At 68.0% G+C, this 14,641-nt stretch carries 10 protein-coding genes, 5 pseudogenes and 1 CRISPR repeat array (1 of these 16 cut by a window edge); of the genes and pseudogenes, 8 read left to right on the top strand and 7 right to left on the bottom strand.

Annotated features, from left to right (window positions below):
* Positions 1-675: 675 nt before the first annotated feature.
* Entirely contained in the window at positions 676-882 is a 207-nt protein-coding gene (locus HYQ63_RS08690; RefSeq protein WP_179933299.1) for a DUF6882 domain-containing protein, read from the bottom strand.
* 119 nt (positions 883-1,001) lie between these two features.
* Here HYQ63_RS08690 and HYQ63_RS08695 point away from each other — a divergent pair.
* Positions 1,002-1,697: pseudogene (locus HYQ63_RS08695) on the top strand (IS5 family transposase); the annotation flags it as partial.
* Between the two features lie 563 nt (positions 1,698-2,260).
* On the opposite strand, the gene HYQ63_RS08700 reads toward HYQ63_RS08695, so the two are convergent.
* Positions 2,261-3,208 (bottom strand): alpha/beta fold hydrolase, encoded by a 948-nt coding sequence (locus HYQ63_RS08700; RefSeq protein WP_179933300.1) that lies wholly within the window; start codon positions 3,206-3,208, stop codon positions 2,261-2,263.
* Positions 3,209-3,395: 187 nt separating this feature from the next.
* Entirely contained in the window at positions 3,396-4,028 is a 633-nt protein-coding gene (locus HYQ63_RS08705) for a TetR/AcrR family transcriptional regulator (protein WP_179933301.1), read from the bottom strand.
* A gap of 182 nt (positions 4,029-4,210) precedes the next feature.
* Between HYQ63_RS08705 and HYQ63_RS08710 the strand changes: the two genes are divergently transcribed.
* Together HYQ63_RS08710 and HYQ63_RS08715 are read left to right on the top strand one after the other, a co-directional pair.
* A complete protein-coding gene (locus HYQ63_RS08710) occupies positions 4,211-5,332 on the top strand; it encodes an MFS transporter (RefSeq protein WP_179939888.1) in 1,122 nt (373 codons plus the stop codon).
* Positions 5,333-5,455: 123 nt separating this feature from the next.
* On the top strand, positions 5,456-5,671 hold the full coding sequence (locus HYQ63_RS08715; RefSeq protein ID WP_179933302.1) for a hypothetical protein: 216 nt from the start codon (positions 5,456-5,458) through the stop codon (positions 5,669-5,671).
* A gap of 36 nt (positions 5,672-5,707) precedes the next feature.
* Here the strand turns inward: HYQ63_RS08715 and HYQ63_RS08720 are convergent, their stop codons facing one another.
* Both HYQ63_RS08720 and HYQ63_RS44540 read right to left on the bottom strand, forming a co-directional pair.
* Positions 5,708-6,100 carry an alpha/beta fold hydrolase gene (locus HYQ63_RS08720; RefSeq protein ID WP_257231745.1) on the bottom strand — a complete coding sequence of 131 codons (393 nt, stop codon included), beginning with the start codon at positions 6,098-6,100 and terminating at the stop codon, positions 5,708-5,710.
* A 57-nt stretch (positions 6,101-6,157) separates the two neighbouring features.
* The gene (locus tag HYQ63_RS44540) at positions 6,158-7,597 is read right to left on the bottom strand and encodes an XRE family transcriptional regulator (protein ID WP_179933303.1); all 1,440 of its coding nucleotides are present in this window, start codon (positions 7,595-7,597) and stop codon (positions 6,158-6,160) included.
* Positions 7,598-7,742: 145 nt separating this feature from the next.
* On the opposite strand from HYQ63_RS44540, the pseudogene HYQ63_RS08730 reads away from it, so the two are divergent.
* Positions 7,743-8,838: pseudogene (locus tag HYQ63_RS08730) on the top strand (integrase core domain-containing protein).
* Positions 8,839-9,023: 185 nt separating this feature from the next.
* Here the strand turns inward: HYQ63_RS08730 and HYQ63_RS08735 are convergent.
* Positions 9,024-9,248, bottom strand: a pseudogene (locus HYQ63_RS08735) (biotin carboxylase N-terminal domain-containing protein); the annotation flags it as partial.
* Positions 9,249-9,734: 486 nt separating this feature from the next.
* On the opposite strand from HYQ63_RS08735, the gene HYQ63_RS08740 reads away from it, so the two are divergent.
* From HYQ63_RS08740 to HYQ63_RS08750, 3 genes are all read left to right on the top strand, one after another.
* Complete coding sequence (locus HYQ63_RS08740) at positions 9,735-10,436, top strand: calcium-binding protein (RefSeq protein WP_179933304.1); 702 nt, start codon at positions 9,735-9,737, stop codon at positions 10,434-10,436.
* 64 nt (positions 10,437-10,500) lie between these two features.
* Positions 10,501-11,277 (top strand): calcium-binding protein, encoded by a 777-nt coding sequence (locus HYQ63_RS08745; protein WP_123107483.1) that lies wholly within the window; start codon positions 10,501-10,503, stop codon positions 11,275-11,277.
* Between the two features lie 955 nt (positions 11,278-12,232).
* A complete protein-coding gene (locus HYQ63_RS08750; protein WP_179933305.1) occupies positions 12,233-13,015 on the top strand; it encodes an IS5 family transposase in 783 nt (260 codons plus the stop codon).
* Here HYQ63_RS08750 and HYQ63_RS45940 read toward each other — a convergent pair.
* Positions 12,981-13,474: pseudogene (locus tag HYQ63_RS45940) on the bottom strand (hypothetical protein). The gene HYQ63_RS08750 and the pseudogene HYQ63_RS45940 sit on opposite strands and share 35 nt — an antisense overlap.
* A gap of 201 nt (positions 13,475-13,675) precedes the next feature.
* On the opposite strand from HYQ63_RS45940, the pseudogene HYQ63_RS08755 reads away from it, so the two are divergent.
* Positions 13,676-14,466 (top strand): annotated as a pseudogene (locus tag HYQ63_RS08755) (IS5 family transposase).
* Positions 14,467-14,561: 95 nt separating this feature from the next.
* Positions 14,562-14,641: a CRISPR direct-repeat array (repeat unit 23 nt; unit sequence CGGAACACCCCCACGCCGGTGGG); it runs 71 nt beyond the window's last position.

Raw genomic sequence — 14,641 nt, forward strand, 5'->3', positions numbered from 1 at the left:
CAGAAGCCACGAGTTACAGCACCCCAGCCCCAAAGCACTCGACCGCATGCGACCACCTTGCGACCACAAGCCGACAAAACGTCAGAAAGGCCGTTCCCTCACTTCGAGGAAACGACCTCCGACCTGCGAAAACGCTGGTCGGGACGACAGGATTTGAACCTGCGACCCCTTGCCCCCCCGGCCGCCTGTACGTTTGGGATCATCGTCACGGAGGCCAGACGGTTGCGGTTCTCGATCGCTCTGGAGAGCGGATACAGCTACTTGGTTACGATCTCGGTCGCCACGAAGGACGACCGTCACTCTCGATCGTGGCCCGGTGGCTCGTGCCGGATCGCGTTGCGATCCCGGTCACCCCGAACGGTGACCACCACTGGTGGCGGACGCCAGCGTAGTAGGCCACTACGTCGTTGCGATCCTCGGCCACCCCGGAGGGCGACCGCCACTGCCTGCGCGGCCCGCAGAAGCACATGGTGGGCGGGTTGCGATCCTCGCTCACCCCGTAGGGCGACCGCCACCGCCGCCGCGGTGTTCGCCGAGATGCGCGCGGAGTGGTTGCGATCCTCGGTCACCCCGTAGGGCAACCGCCACCCGGACCCGGGCGGTAGCTCCTTGTCGCTGGACCGCGGCGGCCAGGGCAGCCACCTCGGTGCCCTGGAGGCCCGGGTTCGCCCAGCCTCACATCCAGGACTGCTCGTCCATGTCATAGGTGCCCAGCACGCCCACGTGCAGCTTCAGCTCGCCCTGCTGGTACCGGCAGGACGGCAGATCGGCGGTCCACGGCCCTTCCGGCAGAAACGCGGTCAGGGCCTCCAGTTGGGCTGCGCCCCATGCGGCATGCCGTTCGGCCTCCAAGAGGAAGGCATCGCTGAATTCACTCGCCATTCCCTGACCCTATGAGTGGGCGGTTCGTAAGTATTTGGGTCGTTCTGTGATCGCCTGATGGTGTGAGGTGGGGGCGGAACCCACGGGTCCACGGTGCGAGGTCTGCTGGGGTGGGCGGGGTGAGTGGACGGAAGCCGTATCCCAGCGACTTATCGGACGGGCAGTGGTCGTTGATCGAGCCGGTGATCACCGCGTGGAAGGACCGGCACCGCTCGGTCAGCGGTCATCAGGGTGCCTATGACATGCGGGAGATCGTGAACGCGATCCTCTACCAAGGGCGGACCGGCTGCCAGTGGTCCTACCTCCCGCACGACCTGCCGCAGAAGAGTGCGACGTACTACTACTTCGCCGCCTGGCGGGACGACGGAACCGATTAGGTCATCCATGAACTCCTGCGCTGCCAGGTCCGTGAACGCGCCCGGCGATTAGAGGACCCGACCCTGGTGGTGCTGGACACCCAGAGTGTCCACGCGGCCGTCGGGGTCCCCGCCGCCACGACCGGCTACGATCCGGCCAAGCGGGTGCCAGGCCGCAAGCGCGGCCTGGCCGTGGACGTCCTCGGCCTGGTCATCGCGGTCGTCGTCCTCGCCGCGAACATCCACGACAACACCGCGGGCATCGCCCTGCTGGACCAGGTCGCCGAACACACCGGCGACACCGTCCGCAAAGCCCTGGTCGACCAGGGCTTCAAGAACCAGGTTGTCGACCACGGCGCCGGCCTGGGCATTGACGTCGAGATCGTCGGACGCGACCCGGGATACCGGGGATTCCTGCCGCAGCCGAAGCGGTGGAGGGTCGAGCAAACGTACGGGGTGCGGGCGTCGGCGTCGCTGTCGAGGTGACCGACAGCACGCTGGTGGCGATGTTCTGCTGGTTCATCATCGCGATCGCGCTGCTCGTGCTCCAGGCCGGGATGGCCAGCCACCGGAGTCCAGGCCACGCGTGGCGAGGGCGTCGGTCCAGACCGGCGGGACGATGTGCTGGTGGACATCGATGCGGGCAGGGAGGTTCACGATCTTTACCTCTCTCCAAGTGGCTTACTGAGGAAGGACGTTGGCTGACAGACATGCGAGCGACGACCGAGCGGGTAGGCGAAGTGCACCGGGAGCCTGCCCCCGAGGAGGGAGTTTGGAGGAGCTGGCACAGGCCGCTGACCAGCTCCTCCATGCTTTGCGCCGCTCCCGGGCCGCCACCGTCGGTCAGTCCGCGGCCGCACTATCCATGGCCCGGTTGATGCTGCCGAATCCCGATACGGAAGACACCCGGGGTGAGGCTGCCGATCGGCAGCCTCACCCCCGGTGCCGCGGTCGGCGTCCCCACCGGACCTCTATGGCATCGCCGTCCAACTCTTGCCCGGTAGCGTCCGGGAGGCCGTCAATCAGAAATCGGCACGATAGGGCTGCAGGAAGGGCAGCAGGACATTGAGGAAGTCCTCGGGGGCTTCTTCCGGTACGAAGTGGCCGCAGTCGGAGATGACGACGCTGCTCACATCTTCGGCCAGGGAACGGACTTCGTTCTCCATGTTCTCTCCGCCCAGGGCATCGCCGGCGACGGCCAGCACGGGGATCGTGAGCTTGTTCTTCTTGCGCAGGACGCTCTGCGCCATGGTCTCGTCGATGGCGCGGTAGTACTCGAAGCTGGCCCGCAGCGCTCCGGGCAGGCGCATCGCCTGGACGTACACGTCCACCGCGGCAGCCGGGATCGCGGTGGGAGTGGCTGCCTTGGTGGCGAATTGGTGCCCGAAGTAGAGGTCTTCGCGCCCCTGGACGAGCTGTTCGTTGATGTCGATGGCGCGGTTGAAGTTGAAGTGCCACAGAAAGTCGCTCGTGCGCCGGTCGCCCAGCAGCGGGGGCGAGGGCGAGATGCCGGGGATGATCGCGTCCACGAGTGCCATCCGCTGGATGGGGCCTGGTGCGTCCGCCGCCATGGCGTAGGCGGTCCACATGCCGATGTCGTGGCCGACGACGGCGAACCGGTCGTGTCCGAGCAGTTCCATCAGCCGGTGGAAGTCCTGTGCGCAGGTCGCGGAGTCGTACCCGGTGTGCGGTTTGTCGGAGAGGCCGGTGCCACGCGGGTCGGCGACGACGACCGTGTAGTGCTCGGCGAGCGGCAGCATGACGTGGCGCCACTGGTACCAGAACTGCGGCCAGCCGCCGATCAGCAGCAGGGCCGGTCCCTGTCCTCCGGTAACGGCGTGCAGGCGTACTGAGTCCACGTCGATGTACCGGCTGGAGAAGACCTTGTCGAATGCGGCGGGCAGGCCGGGTGTGCCGGTGACGGTGCCGAAGCCAGTCGGCCGTGCCGTAGGGAGGTGTGCAGCGGTCATGGTGATCAGGTGTTTCCTTTCAAGAGCCCGCTTGGCGCATATGTGGCGCTGCGGGGGTCGGGATGGCCGGCGAGGGAGTGAGCGGGGCTGGGTGATGGGCGTTGTGGGCGGCGTCCCCAGCGGTGCGAGCGAGGGAGAATGCCGCTTGCCGACCGTGGTGGGCCCCGGGCTTGACCGCCGTCGGCTGTCAGGCGGGTTGGGGACCTGGCATGTGCCGTCTCGGCGCGTCCAGGTGCCCGAGCAGGGTGTCCGCTGCAGAGTGGAGCTGCCGGGCGGGGACGCCGTCGCAGACCTGGGTGGAGATCCCGAGCAGGAAGCCGTGGATCATGGTGGTGACGGCGTCCACGTCGGTGTCCTGGGCGAGTTCGCCCGAGGCGACGTCGCGGGTGATGGCAGCGGCAATGCGCGCCCGGTCGGTCGCGCGACGTGCCGCGACGACCTCCCGTACGCCGGAGTGATCGGCTCCGTGCGCTTCCACCGTAGCCGACAGGGCCACGAGGCATCCGCGGGGGTGGGAGGGGTCGGTCTGCATGTCGATCGACCCGTGCAGCAGACGTGCGATCGCCTCCCGCGCGCTCAGCGTCTCGTCGGTGATGACGTCGGTCACGCTGCCCGGCCCGGCGATGTAGTGCTCGACAGCGCGGGTGAACAGCCCTTCCTTCGAGCCGAAGGCGCCGTACAGGCTCGCGGACGACAGCCCCGTGGCCTCGCGAAGCTGTGCCAGTGAGGTTGCCTCGTAGCCCTGTCGCCAGAACAGCAACATGGCCGCTTCAAGGGCGAGTTCCTCGTCGAAGGTGCGGGGACGACCTGCGGGGGACACTGCGGACCTCCTTCCAAATTTCGGATCGACTGATCCAGTTTGACACCAGAAATTTGCCGACGTCAATATCGGATCGTTCAATCCGTAATTTGAATGAAGGAGACGCCCTCGTGGCCACGGCACCTCCCGCCCCACGCCCAACCCGAGCCCACACGGACTTCCCCCTGCCGGCGCTGGCCGTGATGGCCTGCACAGGATTCCTCGTGATCATGACCGAGACGCTGCCGGCCGGCCTCCTGCCCCAGCTGGCCGCTGGACTTCATGTGTCCGAGGGCGGCGCCGGCCAACTGGTGAGTGCCTACGCGATCGGCACGGTGCTCGCTGCGATCCCCGCGGCCGCGCTGACCCGCGGGAGCCGTCGGCGACCGCTCCTGCTGGCGGGTCTGTGCGGGTTCCTGGTGGCCAATGCCGTCACCGCCCTGGCGCCGTCCCTCGCCGTCGCACTGACGGCCCGGTTCGTCGCAGGCGCCTTCTCCGGCCTGCTCTGGGGCATGCTGGCCGGGTACGCGCGCCGCATCGCGGCACCCGAGCACGCCGGGCGGGCCCTGGCCGTCGCCATGGCCGGAACCCCGGTTGCCCTTTCCGTGGGAACGCCCCTGGGCTCCTGGCTCGGCAGCGCGGTCGGCTGGCGGTGGTCCTTCGCCGCGATGGCACTACTGGCCGCGCTCGTGATGGCAGCCGCCCGCGTCCTCGTACCCGACGCCGCGGGGCAGCGCGCGCAGACGCGCGTATCGCCCGCCCAGGTGCTGCGACTCCCCGGAGTGGCGACCATCCTCGTGGTCGTCTTCACCTGGATGCTCGCACACAACCTTCTCTACACCTACATCGCGCCCTACCTGCGCGAAGCACACCTCGCGCTCCGAGCGGACCTTGCCCTCGTCGTCTTCGGTGTCGCCGCTCTGGCCGGAATCTGGATCACCGGTCTGTTCATCGACCGCGCGCTGCGCAGGCTCACCCTGTCGAGCGTGGCTCTCTTCGCCGTCGTCGGAGCAGTACTCCTGGCTGCCCAGGACTCCCTCGCCGTCGCGCTCCTCGCGATCGTCCTGTGGGGCATCGCCTTCGGAGGCGCGGCGACACACCTGCAAACGGCGATGAGTGAAGCCACCGGCGAGAACGCCGATGTGGCGAACGCGATGCTCACCACCTCCTTCAACCTCGCGATCTTCGCGGGCGGCGCCCTCGGCGCCGTTGTCGTCGAGGGCGTCGGCGCCCGGATGCTGCCCGCGGCACTGCTCGTCCTCGCGCTCCTCGCCCTCGTCATCGTCGGCTGCGGTCGGCGGACGGCCTTCCCCACGAACAGGTGAGAGAAGAGGACGGGCGGGCCGGCTGCGTGCGACGAGACAGCCAGCCTCTACCAGCGCGTCGGACGCCTGTGTCGGTCAACGTCCCCTGCATCGGCGCGCCTCGCCCTCCGACGATCGGGCGGAGTGCACCGGCACCGAGGACGCCGGGCGCCCAGCAGTGCCGAACGCGCCCGGCTGCGGCAGGTCCTGGGCGAGGAACGGCCCGAGCACCATGTCGGGCGTGAACCCGGGCGACACCACGAAGCGGCGCGGCCCGCTCGGCTCGTCGAGGTGTCCCTGTCCGACAACGCCGACCTGGACAACGCCGTCGTCACTGGCGACGGGGTCATCGCCGCCTGAGCCACCCGCGCCGAACGCACTGCAATCCGGCAGGGATCAGACGCCTTCGACCGGGGCCGGGTTGGATCGAGGGGGTGAAGGCAGAGGGGGACGGTAGGGCCGGAAGAATTCGGTGATGTCGTGGGCCAGCAGGCCGGGTTCCTCGTGGGCGGCGAAGTGTCCGCCGCGGGGCATGTGGGTGTAGCGCGTGATGTTGTAGGTGCGCTCGGCCCAGCTCCGTGGCGGCCGGCTCAGGTCGGCGGGGAACAGGGCGACGGCTGTGGGAACGCTCACCCGCTCCACGCGTCGGGTCAGGCCGTGGGCGTACTCGTAGTAGGGCCGGAAGGAGGTGGAGATCGTGCCGGTGAACCAGTAAAGGGAGGCCTGGGTGAGGAGGAAGTCGTCGCTGAAGCGGGCGGACACGTCACCGCCGCAGTCGCTCCCACGCACGGTACTTCTCGACGAGCCAGGCGATCAGGCCGGCGGGGGAGTCGGCCAGGCCCTGGCTCAAGGTGAGGGGGCGGGTGCTCTGCTGATGCTGGTAGCCGCCTTCCTGCGCCTGCCAGGCCGCGAGGGATTCGAGGTGGGCCTGCTCCTGAGGGGTGAGGGTGGCGGGGTCGTAGGTGGCCGGGTGTGTTCCGCGAGGTCATGTAGGAGGTGTTCAACAGAGCTGATGTTGGTGTGCGCGGTGAATCGGGGGACGAGGTCGCTGATTTGTTGGATGCATCGTGAGGCGCCCAGGGGCTGGGCGAGCTGGACGGCTTGGTGGGCGGTAACAGCAGCTTGGTCCACGTCACCTTGGCTGAGGAGGCTGTCGGCCTGGTAGGCGTAGAAGATGGCCTTGGTTTTGGTGCGTGACTCGGGCAGGCGAGCGATCCCCTGAGTGATCTGGCGGTCAGCCTGCCGCGGCTGGCCCAGGAGGCTGAGGCAACGGCCCGTATCCACTGCAAGGTCCGCCGAACTCATCCAGGCACACCACGGAGGTGGGTCGGTTGTGGCTGTGGTGAGGTGATGCTCGGCGGCGGCAAGGTCGCGATAGCAGGCGCGGGCGTGGGTGGTGCCGAGCATGGCGTGGGCTCGGGCCCGTCGGAGGTGGAGCAGTGAGCGTGCGGTGGGGTCGGTGGCACGGGTGAGAGCGTGGGAGAGGCTGCCCACGGCGGTCGCGGGCTGGTCGAGCCAGACACTCTGGTACGCGATGTCCGCGATGACGCCGGCGCCCAGGTCGGTGGCTTGGGCCTGGTGGGCGGAGTGGAGGGCGGCGTTCCAGTAGCTGGTGGCGGCGGTGTGGTGCTGGTGGTCGAATCGGTGCCAGGCAATGGTCTGCGCCAGGGTTGCGGCGAGGGTGTGCAGGCGAACTTCATCTGTGTCGCTGTACACGGCGTTTTCCAAAAGGTCCACGACGTCGCGATAGAAACCGATGAGGATGTGGGCGATGTTCTGTCGCTGGGCTGTGGCGAGGCTGTTGAGCTGCCGGGCTGTTGTCTCGATCCAGTCGAGGACCTCGGGGTCGACCCTGCGGCTCCGTTCCGCCTGGACGATGCGGGCCGGGCTTGTTGTGGCCCACTGGTGGGCGATGGTTGTCAGGGCCGCAGCAGTGTGGGCCATGAAGGTGCGGCGGTCCAGGTCCATGGCGATGGCCTCTCTCAGGACGGACACGGTCAGCCCGGCTCCCAGCGGGGGCAGTGTTTCGTATCCGGGCAGCCACAGCGGCCACTCGAATGCGAACACGAGTTCTTCAGGCACCTCGAGAGCGTCCCCGATCAGCATTTGAGACCGCTTGCTGGGGCGGCCTCGCCACTGTTCCCACAGGGAGACCCGCTGCCGGGTGGTGCCACAGGAGACTTGCCGGCGCTTGGCGCGGTACCGCATCTGAAAGGCCAGGCCGGCCTGCGATAAGCCCTTGAGTTTTCTGGCGTAAGCCAGCGGATGCCCGATCAGCTCGTCCACGTGGCTATCACAGCACTGCGCTTGCCGAAAATGTCGTCCGCCCTGGTGGGAGGGGGTGTGCGCGGTGCGCCGGAGGTCGACCGGCGAAGTCGCCAAAACAGGCGCTCTCGCGAGGCTGGCGCTCACCGCGGCAAGATGATCGACCGTGCTGCTGCGACTGGCTTACCTCGGCATGACGAACGCGTTCGCGATGCTTCGCCTGCTGCCAATGACCGACCGGGACAAGGACGCTGAGATCCTCGCCCTGCGCCACCAGATCACCGTGCTGGAACGCCAACTCGGCAAGGCCAAGATCCGGTTCACGCCCAGCGATCGAGCGTACCTGGCTGCGCTGTTGCACCGGCTGCCACTGCACGTCCTGCGACAGTTACGGCTGCTCGTACGCCCCGACACGATACTGCGTTGGCACCGCACCCTCATCGCGCGCCGCCATGCCGCCTCCTGCCGACCCAAACGCCCAGGACGACCGCGCACCGTGCGCTCCATCCGCACCCTGGTACTGCGCCTGGCAAAGGAGAACCCGAGCTGGGGGTACCGACGCCTGCACGGCGAGCTGCTCGTGCTGGGGGTGAGTGGGCGCGTCCACCGTCTGGGAAATCTTGAAAGAGGCCGGCATCGACCCAGCACCCGAGCGGAACTCCAGTACCTGGGCCACCTTCCTTCGCGGCCAGGCTGATGCCCTGCTGGCCTGCGACTTCCTGGAAACAGTCACCCTCTCGGGGATGCGGATGTACGTGCTCGTGGTGATCGAACACGGCAGTCGCCGGATCCGCGTCCTGGGCGCCACCGCGCATCCGAGCGCCTCCTGGGTAGCGCAAGCGGCGAAGAACCTCGTCATGGACCTCGAAGACCTTGACTGCCGGGCACGGTTCATGATCCGGGACCGGGACGGGAAGTTCCCCGACCTGTTCGATGCCGTCCTCAAGGACGCGGGGATCGACGTCGTGCTCACCGGCATCCAGATACCGAGGATGAACTCGATCATGGAAAGATGGATACAGACCTGTCGCCGCGAGCTCCTGGACCGGACGTTGATCTGGAACCAACGACATCTCCTCGCCACCCTGCGCGAGTTCGAGCAGTTCTACAACGGACACCGACCACACCAGGGCATTGCCAACGCCAGACCTCTGCACCCCCTGCCCCCACCGATCGACGATCCGGACACGTTAGCCCACCTCAACATACGTCGACACGATCGCCTCGGCGGCATCCTCCACGAGTACCGGCATGCTGCTTGACCTGCACGGATGAGGTTTCCGGCAAGGGCAGTCGTGGTGGAGCTCGCCGCCGCCCGACTGGACGAAGGCCGACCCGTACGCGACCGAAGTCTGGTCGGTGATGGCTCGTTCGCTATGGCGCGCACGTGGACAGGGGCGCAGCCCGTGAGTACCGCCGCGCCGACCAGGACCGCCGCGTCCAGGAAGGCCCCCGGCCCCTCGCCGTCGAGCACCACGACCTCGTCGGCCATGCGGGCGTGCAGCGCGTCCGCCTCGTCGCGGGAGCGCAGCGCCACCGTCGGCAGGTCCGGCTCGCGGGCTGCGCGGATCACCCGTACCGTGATCAATTGAATGCGGTACGAATGAATCGTTAATTGACACCTCCGGGGCTGATGCAAGTCAAACAGCGGGCATGCCCCAGGTGATCCCATTCCCGGCCAGGGCGACGATCCACGCGCGGAGACCCTTGTGTTCGGCAATGGCGCAAATTCGGCTTCAGCACGGCTTCACATCCCGACATGCTCTGGGTGCCCAGGGGCCAGCGCCGATCACTGGTCGAGCAGGCGTTGGCCATGGCGGTATGGGAGGAGTCTGCGCGGACTGAGGACTGTTGAATGCAGCAAGGACATTCGGGTGTCGCGCCGGGGTGGGCCGCACCGAACGTTCGGCGCTTGCGGCCACACTCTTTCCCCCGGTACTCCGCCGGAGCCGGTTATCAGGTCCCGGCCGCGGTCGGCAGACCGCAAAAGGTAGCGCTCCTTCGAGCGAACACCGGCAATTTCGACCGGGAAGCACTGCGCACAGTTGCGAGATCGATATTCAACGCCCTATTTCAGGAGCAGGTCATGAAGAGAACGCACCATCGCACCGGGGCACTTCTGGCCACGGTGTGCGGTTTCACTCTGTGCCTCCCTGGCGTGGCCCGCGCGGCCGACGCACCGACGCCACATCTTTTCGCCACGACGCTGGTGAACAAGACCGGCACCACGATCACGGTCACCGCCGGAGTCGGCCGGGGCAACACGATCAGCGTCTGGCAGTCGGGCAGCAACATCAGAATCAGAGACACCGGAGACACGGTCGCACCGTCCGGCGATTGCACCGCCATCAGCACGACCGAAGTCGCCTGCAGGGCCGCCGACACGACCGAACTCGTGGTCAACGCCGGCGACCAGGACGACACCGTCACCTCCTCGCTGGCGGCCCTCGGCGTCACCCTCATCGGCGGTGCCGGCAACGACAACCTCTACGGCGGATCCGCCAACGACACCCTCGAAGGCGACGAGGGATCCGACTTCCTTTCCGGCGGCGCAGGAAACGACACGCTGACAGGGGGAGCCGAGGCGGACAGGATCTTCGGCGGCTCCGGCAACGACTCCATCGAGGGACGCGGCGGCTCGGACATCGTGGACGGCGGTGCCGACAACGACGTGATCTACGGCGGCAGCGGCAACGAGCAGATCGTCGCCGGCGCCGGCAACGACTACGCCGAGGGCGGCAACGGCCGGGACACCATCGACGCCGTGGACAACGTCAGCGGTAACGACTACGTCGAAGGCGGCGCTGACGTGGACGTCTGCCGCGCCGACTTGGGCGACAACGTCAGCGGATGCCCCTGACCAGCGTGAGTGAGCAGCACGCCAGTACCCGTACACGGCGAGACGACACGAAAGGCGGGCACCGATGAGAACACGAGGTATCTGCACCACGGTGGTGGCGATCGGCGCACTCACCTGCGCCCCGCTGACCGCCGCTTCCGCCGCGCCCGGTGCGGCCCCCGGCGGAAGCCTGGCCGACACCACGGTCGTGCAGGAGGTGGGCGACACCCTTAGCGTCACGGCTGCCCAGGGTGTGGCGAACGACATCACCATTCGGCGTCAGGGCAACGTTGTCGTGGTGACGGACGCGGGGGACACCGTGTCCGCCGTCGCCCCGTGTCAGTCGACGGGGACGCACACGGCGGAGTGTCCGCTGCCCGTCACGTCGACACGGGTCAACGCCAACGACTCCGATGACAGCGTCAGCATCTCCCCGAACCTGGAAGCCGCCGGAACGGTGATCGGCGGTGCGGGTGACGACCGCCTCAACGGCGGTCCCCGGGCGGACCGGCTCGTCGGTGACGACCCGGATGCCACTGGCCTGCGGGCGACGCCGGGCAACGACACCATCAACGGCGGCCCCGGCAACGACACGATCTCCGGGCTGGCCGGCAACGACACCATCTACGGCAATGCCGGCAACGACACTCTCAACGGCGACGACGGAAACGACACACTCGAAGGTGACCAGGGCAACGACACCCTCACCGGAGGCCGCGGCAACGACACGCACATCGGCGGCGAGGGCAACGACACCCTCAACGCCGTGGACAACGTGATCGCCAACGACAACCTCGACGGCGGCCTCGGCTTCGACACCTGCAACCGTGACACCGGCGACACGGCCGTCAACTGCCCCTGATCAATCACTCGTTTCCTCGGTACTGCGCTGCTCAAATCGGGTGGAGGCGTCGCCGGACAGCCGTAGCGGCTGTCCGGCGGCACGATGACAGCCGGTGATGAACGACTGCTGGGCGCCTACTTCACCAGTTGCGGCGCGTGTTGTGCTCGCCTGGAACGTCCAGGAGAGACGCCGAGAGCGCGTCGGTCGGCGCCGCAAGCCCGGTTGACATCCCCGCTGCCCCTCTGAAGCATCAACGCCATGACTGCGCTCCCCCGCCTCAAGCGGCTCCGGCTCGTCGTCGGTCAGACCTGTACATTCCTCGCCCGGCCCCGGCCGGATCGTGCTCGATCGCCCCGCGAAGCAGGCGGCTTTCCGCCTCGCGCTCGCCCGTGCGCCGGCACTTGGGAGCCGACCTGCTCGGCGATGAGCCGCCGGTAGTTCGGGCACTGGGTGACGTCCTCGTACTCGCAGTTCAGGCCACCCTCGATGAGCTCCAATGAGGCCCGGGCGGCGGCGATCCTCGATCGGAGCTCTTAGGGGAGGCCGGGCTTCGTTGATGCTCGGCGAGGCGGGCGGAGGCCGTGGGCGCCATTCCCACGTCGGGGCTCAGGGCCCGGGATACCTTCGGGCGTACCACGGTCCGCCCGCCTCTCCCGCTCTGGCCGAGAGCGGGGGCCTTCACCGCCGGACGGTGAACGCTTAGAAGCCGTTGCTCTATCGATCTTGGTGAGCGTGAGTTCGAGGTCGTCGACTCGGTCGGGTGATCTCTTGGCTGGCTGCGCATGAAGGCAGGGCCTCCCGCACAGCTCGTGGGTGTCGAATCCAGCCGAGCAACAGGAGGCCCCTGGTGCTGCAGTCTTCCGTGTCCGTGCCAGTGTGGTCTAACTCGGCTTTTCTGAAGTGTGATTGTCTCGCTCACCGGTTCGGGAACGCAGGGGACCGGCCGTACAGGCATCCGAGGTATCCGTCCGACATGAGCGACGCGGAGTGGGCGGTCGTACGCGAGGCGATGCCGGTTCCCGGCTGGCTGGAGGGCCGCGGCGGCCAGCCGGAGCGCTATTGCCACCGGCAGATGGTCGACGCGGTGCGTTACCTGGTCGCGGGCGGCATCACCTGGCGGGCGATGCCCGCGGACTTCCCCGCGTGGGACCGCGTCTATGCCTTCTTCCGGCGCTGGCGCGACAAGGGCCTGACTGCCGAGTTCCACGACCGGCTGCGCGACCGGGTCCGCAAGGATGCGGGCCGGGACCCGGAGCCGACGGTCGGCATCATCGACGCGCAGTCCGTGAGGGGAGCCGCATCGGTGCCTGCCGCGACCAGGGGATTCGATGGCGGGAAGAAGGTCAACGGCCGTAAGCGGCACATCCTGGTGGACACTCTCGGACTGCTGCTGGCCGTGATGGTGACCGCGGCCTCGGTCACCGACCGGGACGCGGGCCAGACTCTGCTGGCCCGCCTGCACGAGCGGCACTGGCGTGTTACGCGGGTGTGGGCCGACGGCGGCTACACCGGGCGGCTCGTCGACTTCGCCCGCGAGGTCCTGCGCGTCGCGTTGACCGTGGTCAGACGCAGCGACGACTCCAGCGGTTTCACCGTGCTGCCCAAGAGGTGGCTGGTGGAGCGCACGTTCGCCTGGCTGATGCATTCACGCCGCCTGGCCCGCGACTACGAGACGCGCACCGACACCTCGGAAGCGGTGATCCGGTGGTCGATGAGCATGGTCATGAGCCGCCGGCTCGTGCGACGGGCACGCTGAACAGTCCCGGATCTTCCTCCGCCAGCCACCCCGCGCGGTCAGGCGCTTCGCCTTCGACCGCACCCCTTCGACCTTCGCGGGGACGGGCTCCAGCCCGAGGGACACCGCGAGTTGACGGCAGTCCATCGCTCCCCTGCCGGTTCCGCCCCCATCTGCCAGGACATCCATGATCCGCTGGTAGTCCGGCGCGAGAACCGTCGGGGCGAGCCCTTCCCGCCAGTGCGGCACCACCGAACCGGGCACAGCCGCCGTGACCTGCACCGACTCTCCGCCGGCCACCGCGGCCGACGGCGCATCCGCGCCGCCGCGAGGCTCCGCCAGAACCTCGCCCACCGTCTCACGGGCGATCACGAACCGCTGCCACACAGCCTCGGCCTCCTGCAGTTCGGCCTGGAGAACCTCCACCCGCTCCCGAGCGGCGCGTTCCCGCTCCTCCAGCAACCCCATCACCGACGGCATCCCGGCACCTCCACCGAAGAGGACGACACGACACCTCGTCCCTGCCGCCGAAACACCCCACCTACACCTGACCAGCAGAAACGCACCCGTCACGCTCGGAAAGACAACGGCTTCTTAGGGTCTGTCGTCAAATGATCTTCGGTTTGGGATCATGGTCGGGTGATACGTCGCCATGAACTGTCCGATGCCGAGTGGGCCTTCGTGGAGCCGTTGCTGCCTCGGGCTGAGCGGGGCCGCAGACGGCTGGACGACCGGACGGTCCTCAACGGGATCGTCTGGAAGTTCCGGACCGGCACGGCCTGGCGGGACGTGCCCGAGCGGTATGGCTCTTGGGCAACGCTGCACACCCGCTTCCGCCGCTGGGCCAGGGACGGCACCTTCGAGCGGATGCTCCGGGCCGCCCAGGCGAAGGCCGACGCGGCCGGGGACATCGAGTGGCTGGTGTCCGTCGACTCCACGGTCGTGCGGGCCCACCAGCACGCGGCCGGAGCACGAAAAGGGGGCTCCGTGCCCCGGGGCTCGGCCGGTCCAGAGGCGGTCTGACCAGCAAGATCCACCTGGCCTGCGATGCTCTGGGCCGACCGCTCGCCTTCACCATCACCGGCGGGAACACCAACGACTGCACCCAGTTCGCGGCCGTAATGGAGGCGATCCGGGTGCCCCGGATCGGGCCAGGAAGGCCCCGGATCCGACCTGCCAACGTCATAGGCGACAAGGGCTACAGCTCCAAGGCCATACGCACCTGCCTGCGGCGACGGAGCATCCGGCACACCATCCCGGAACGGTCCGACCAGATCCGCAACCGGCTCCGACGCGGCAGCCATGGCGGACGTCCGCCAGCCTTCGACAAGCAGGTCTACAAGCGGCGCAACGTCGTCGAACGGTGCTTCAACCGCCTCAAACAGTGGCGTGGCATCGCCACCCGCTACGACAAGACCGCCGAGTCCTACCAAGCAGCCGTCACCCTCGCATCGCTCCTGATGTGGGCGTGACATTTTGACGACAACTCCTAGAGCCAGCTCGTCATTGCCGGGGATCCGGAACGCCGTGCCGGAGGCGGTCGTACTCCTTCCGCCGAGCCTCGGCCCGGAACACCCCCACGCCGGTGGGAACCACCCGTAAATCATCTTGGTGAGATCCGGCTCGAGCGGAACACCCCCACGCCGG

The organism is Streptomyces sp. Rer75, assembly GCF_013414305.1.
GTDB lineage: Bacteria > Actinomycetota > Actinomycetes > Streptomycetales > Streptomycetaceae > Streptomyces > Streptomyces himastatinicus.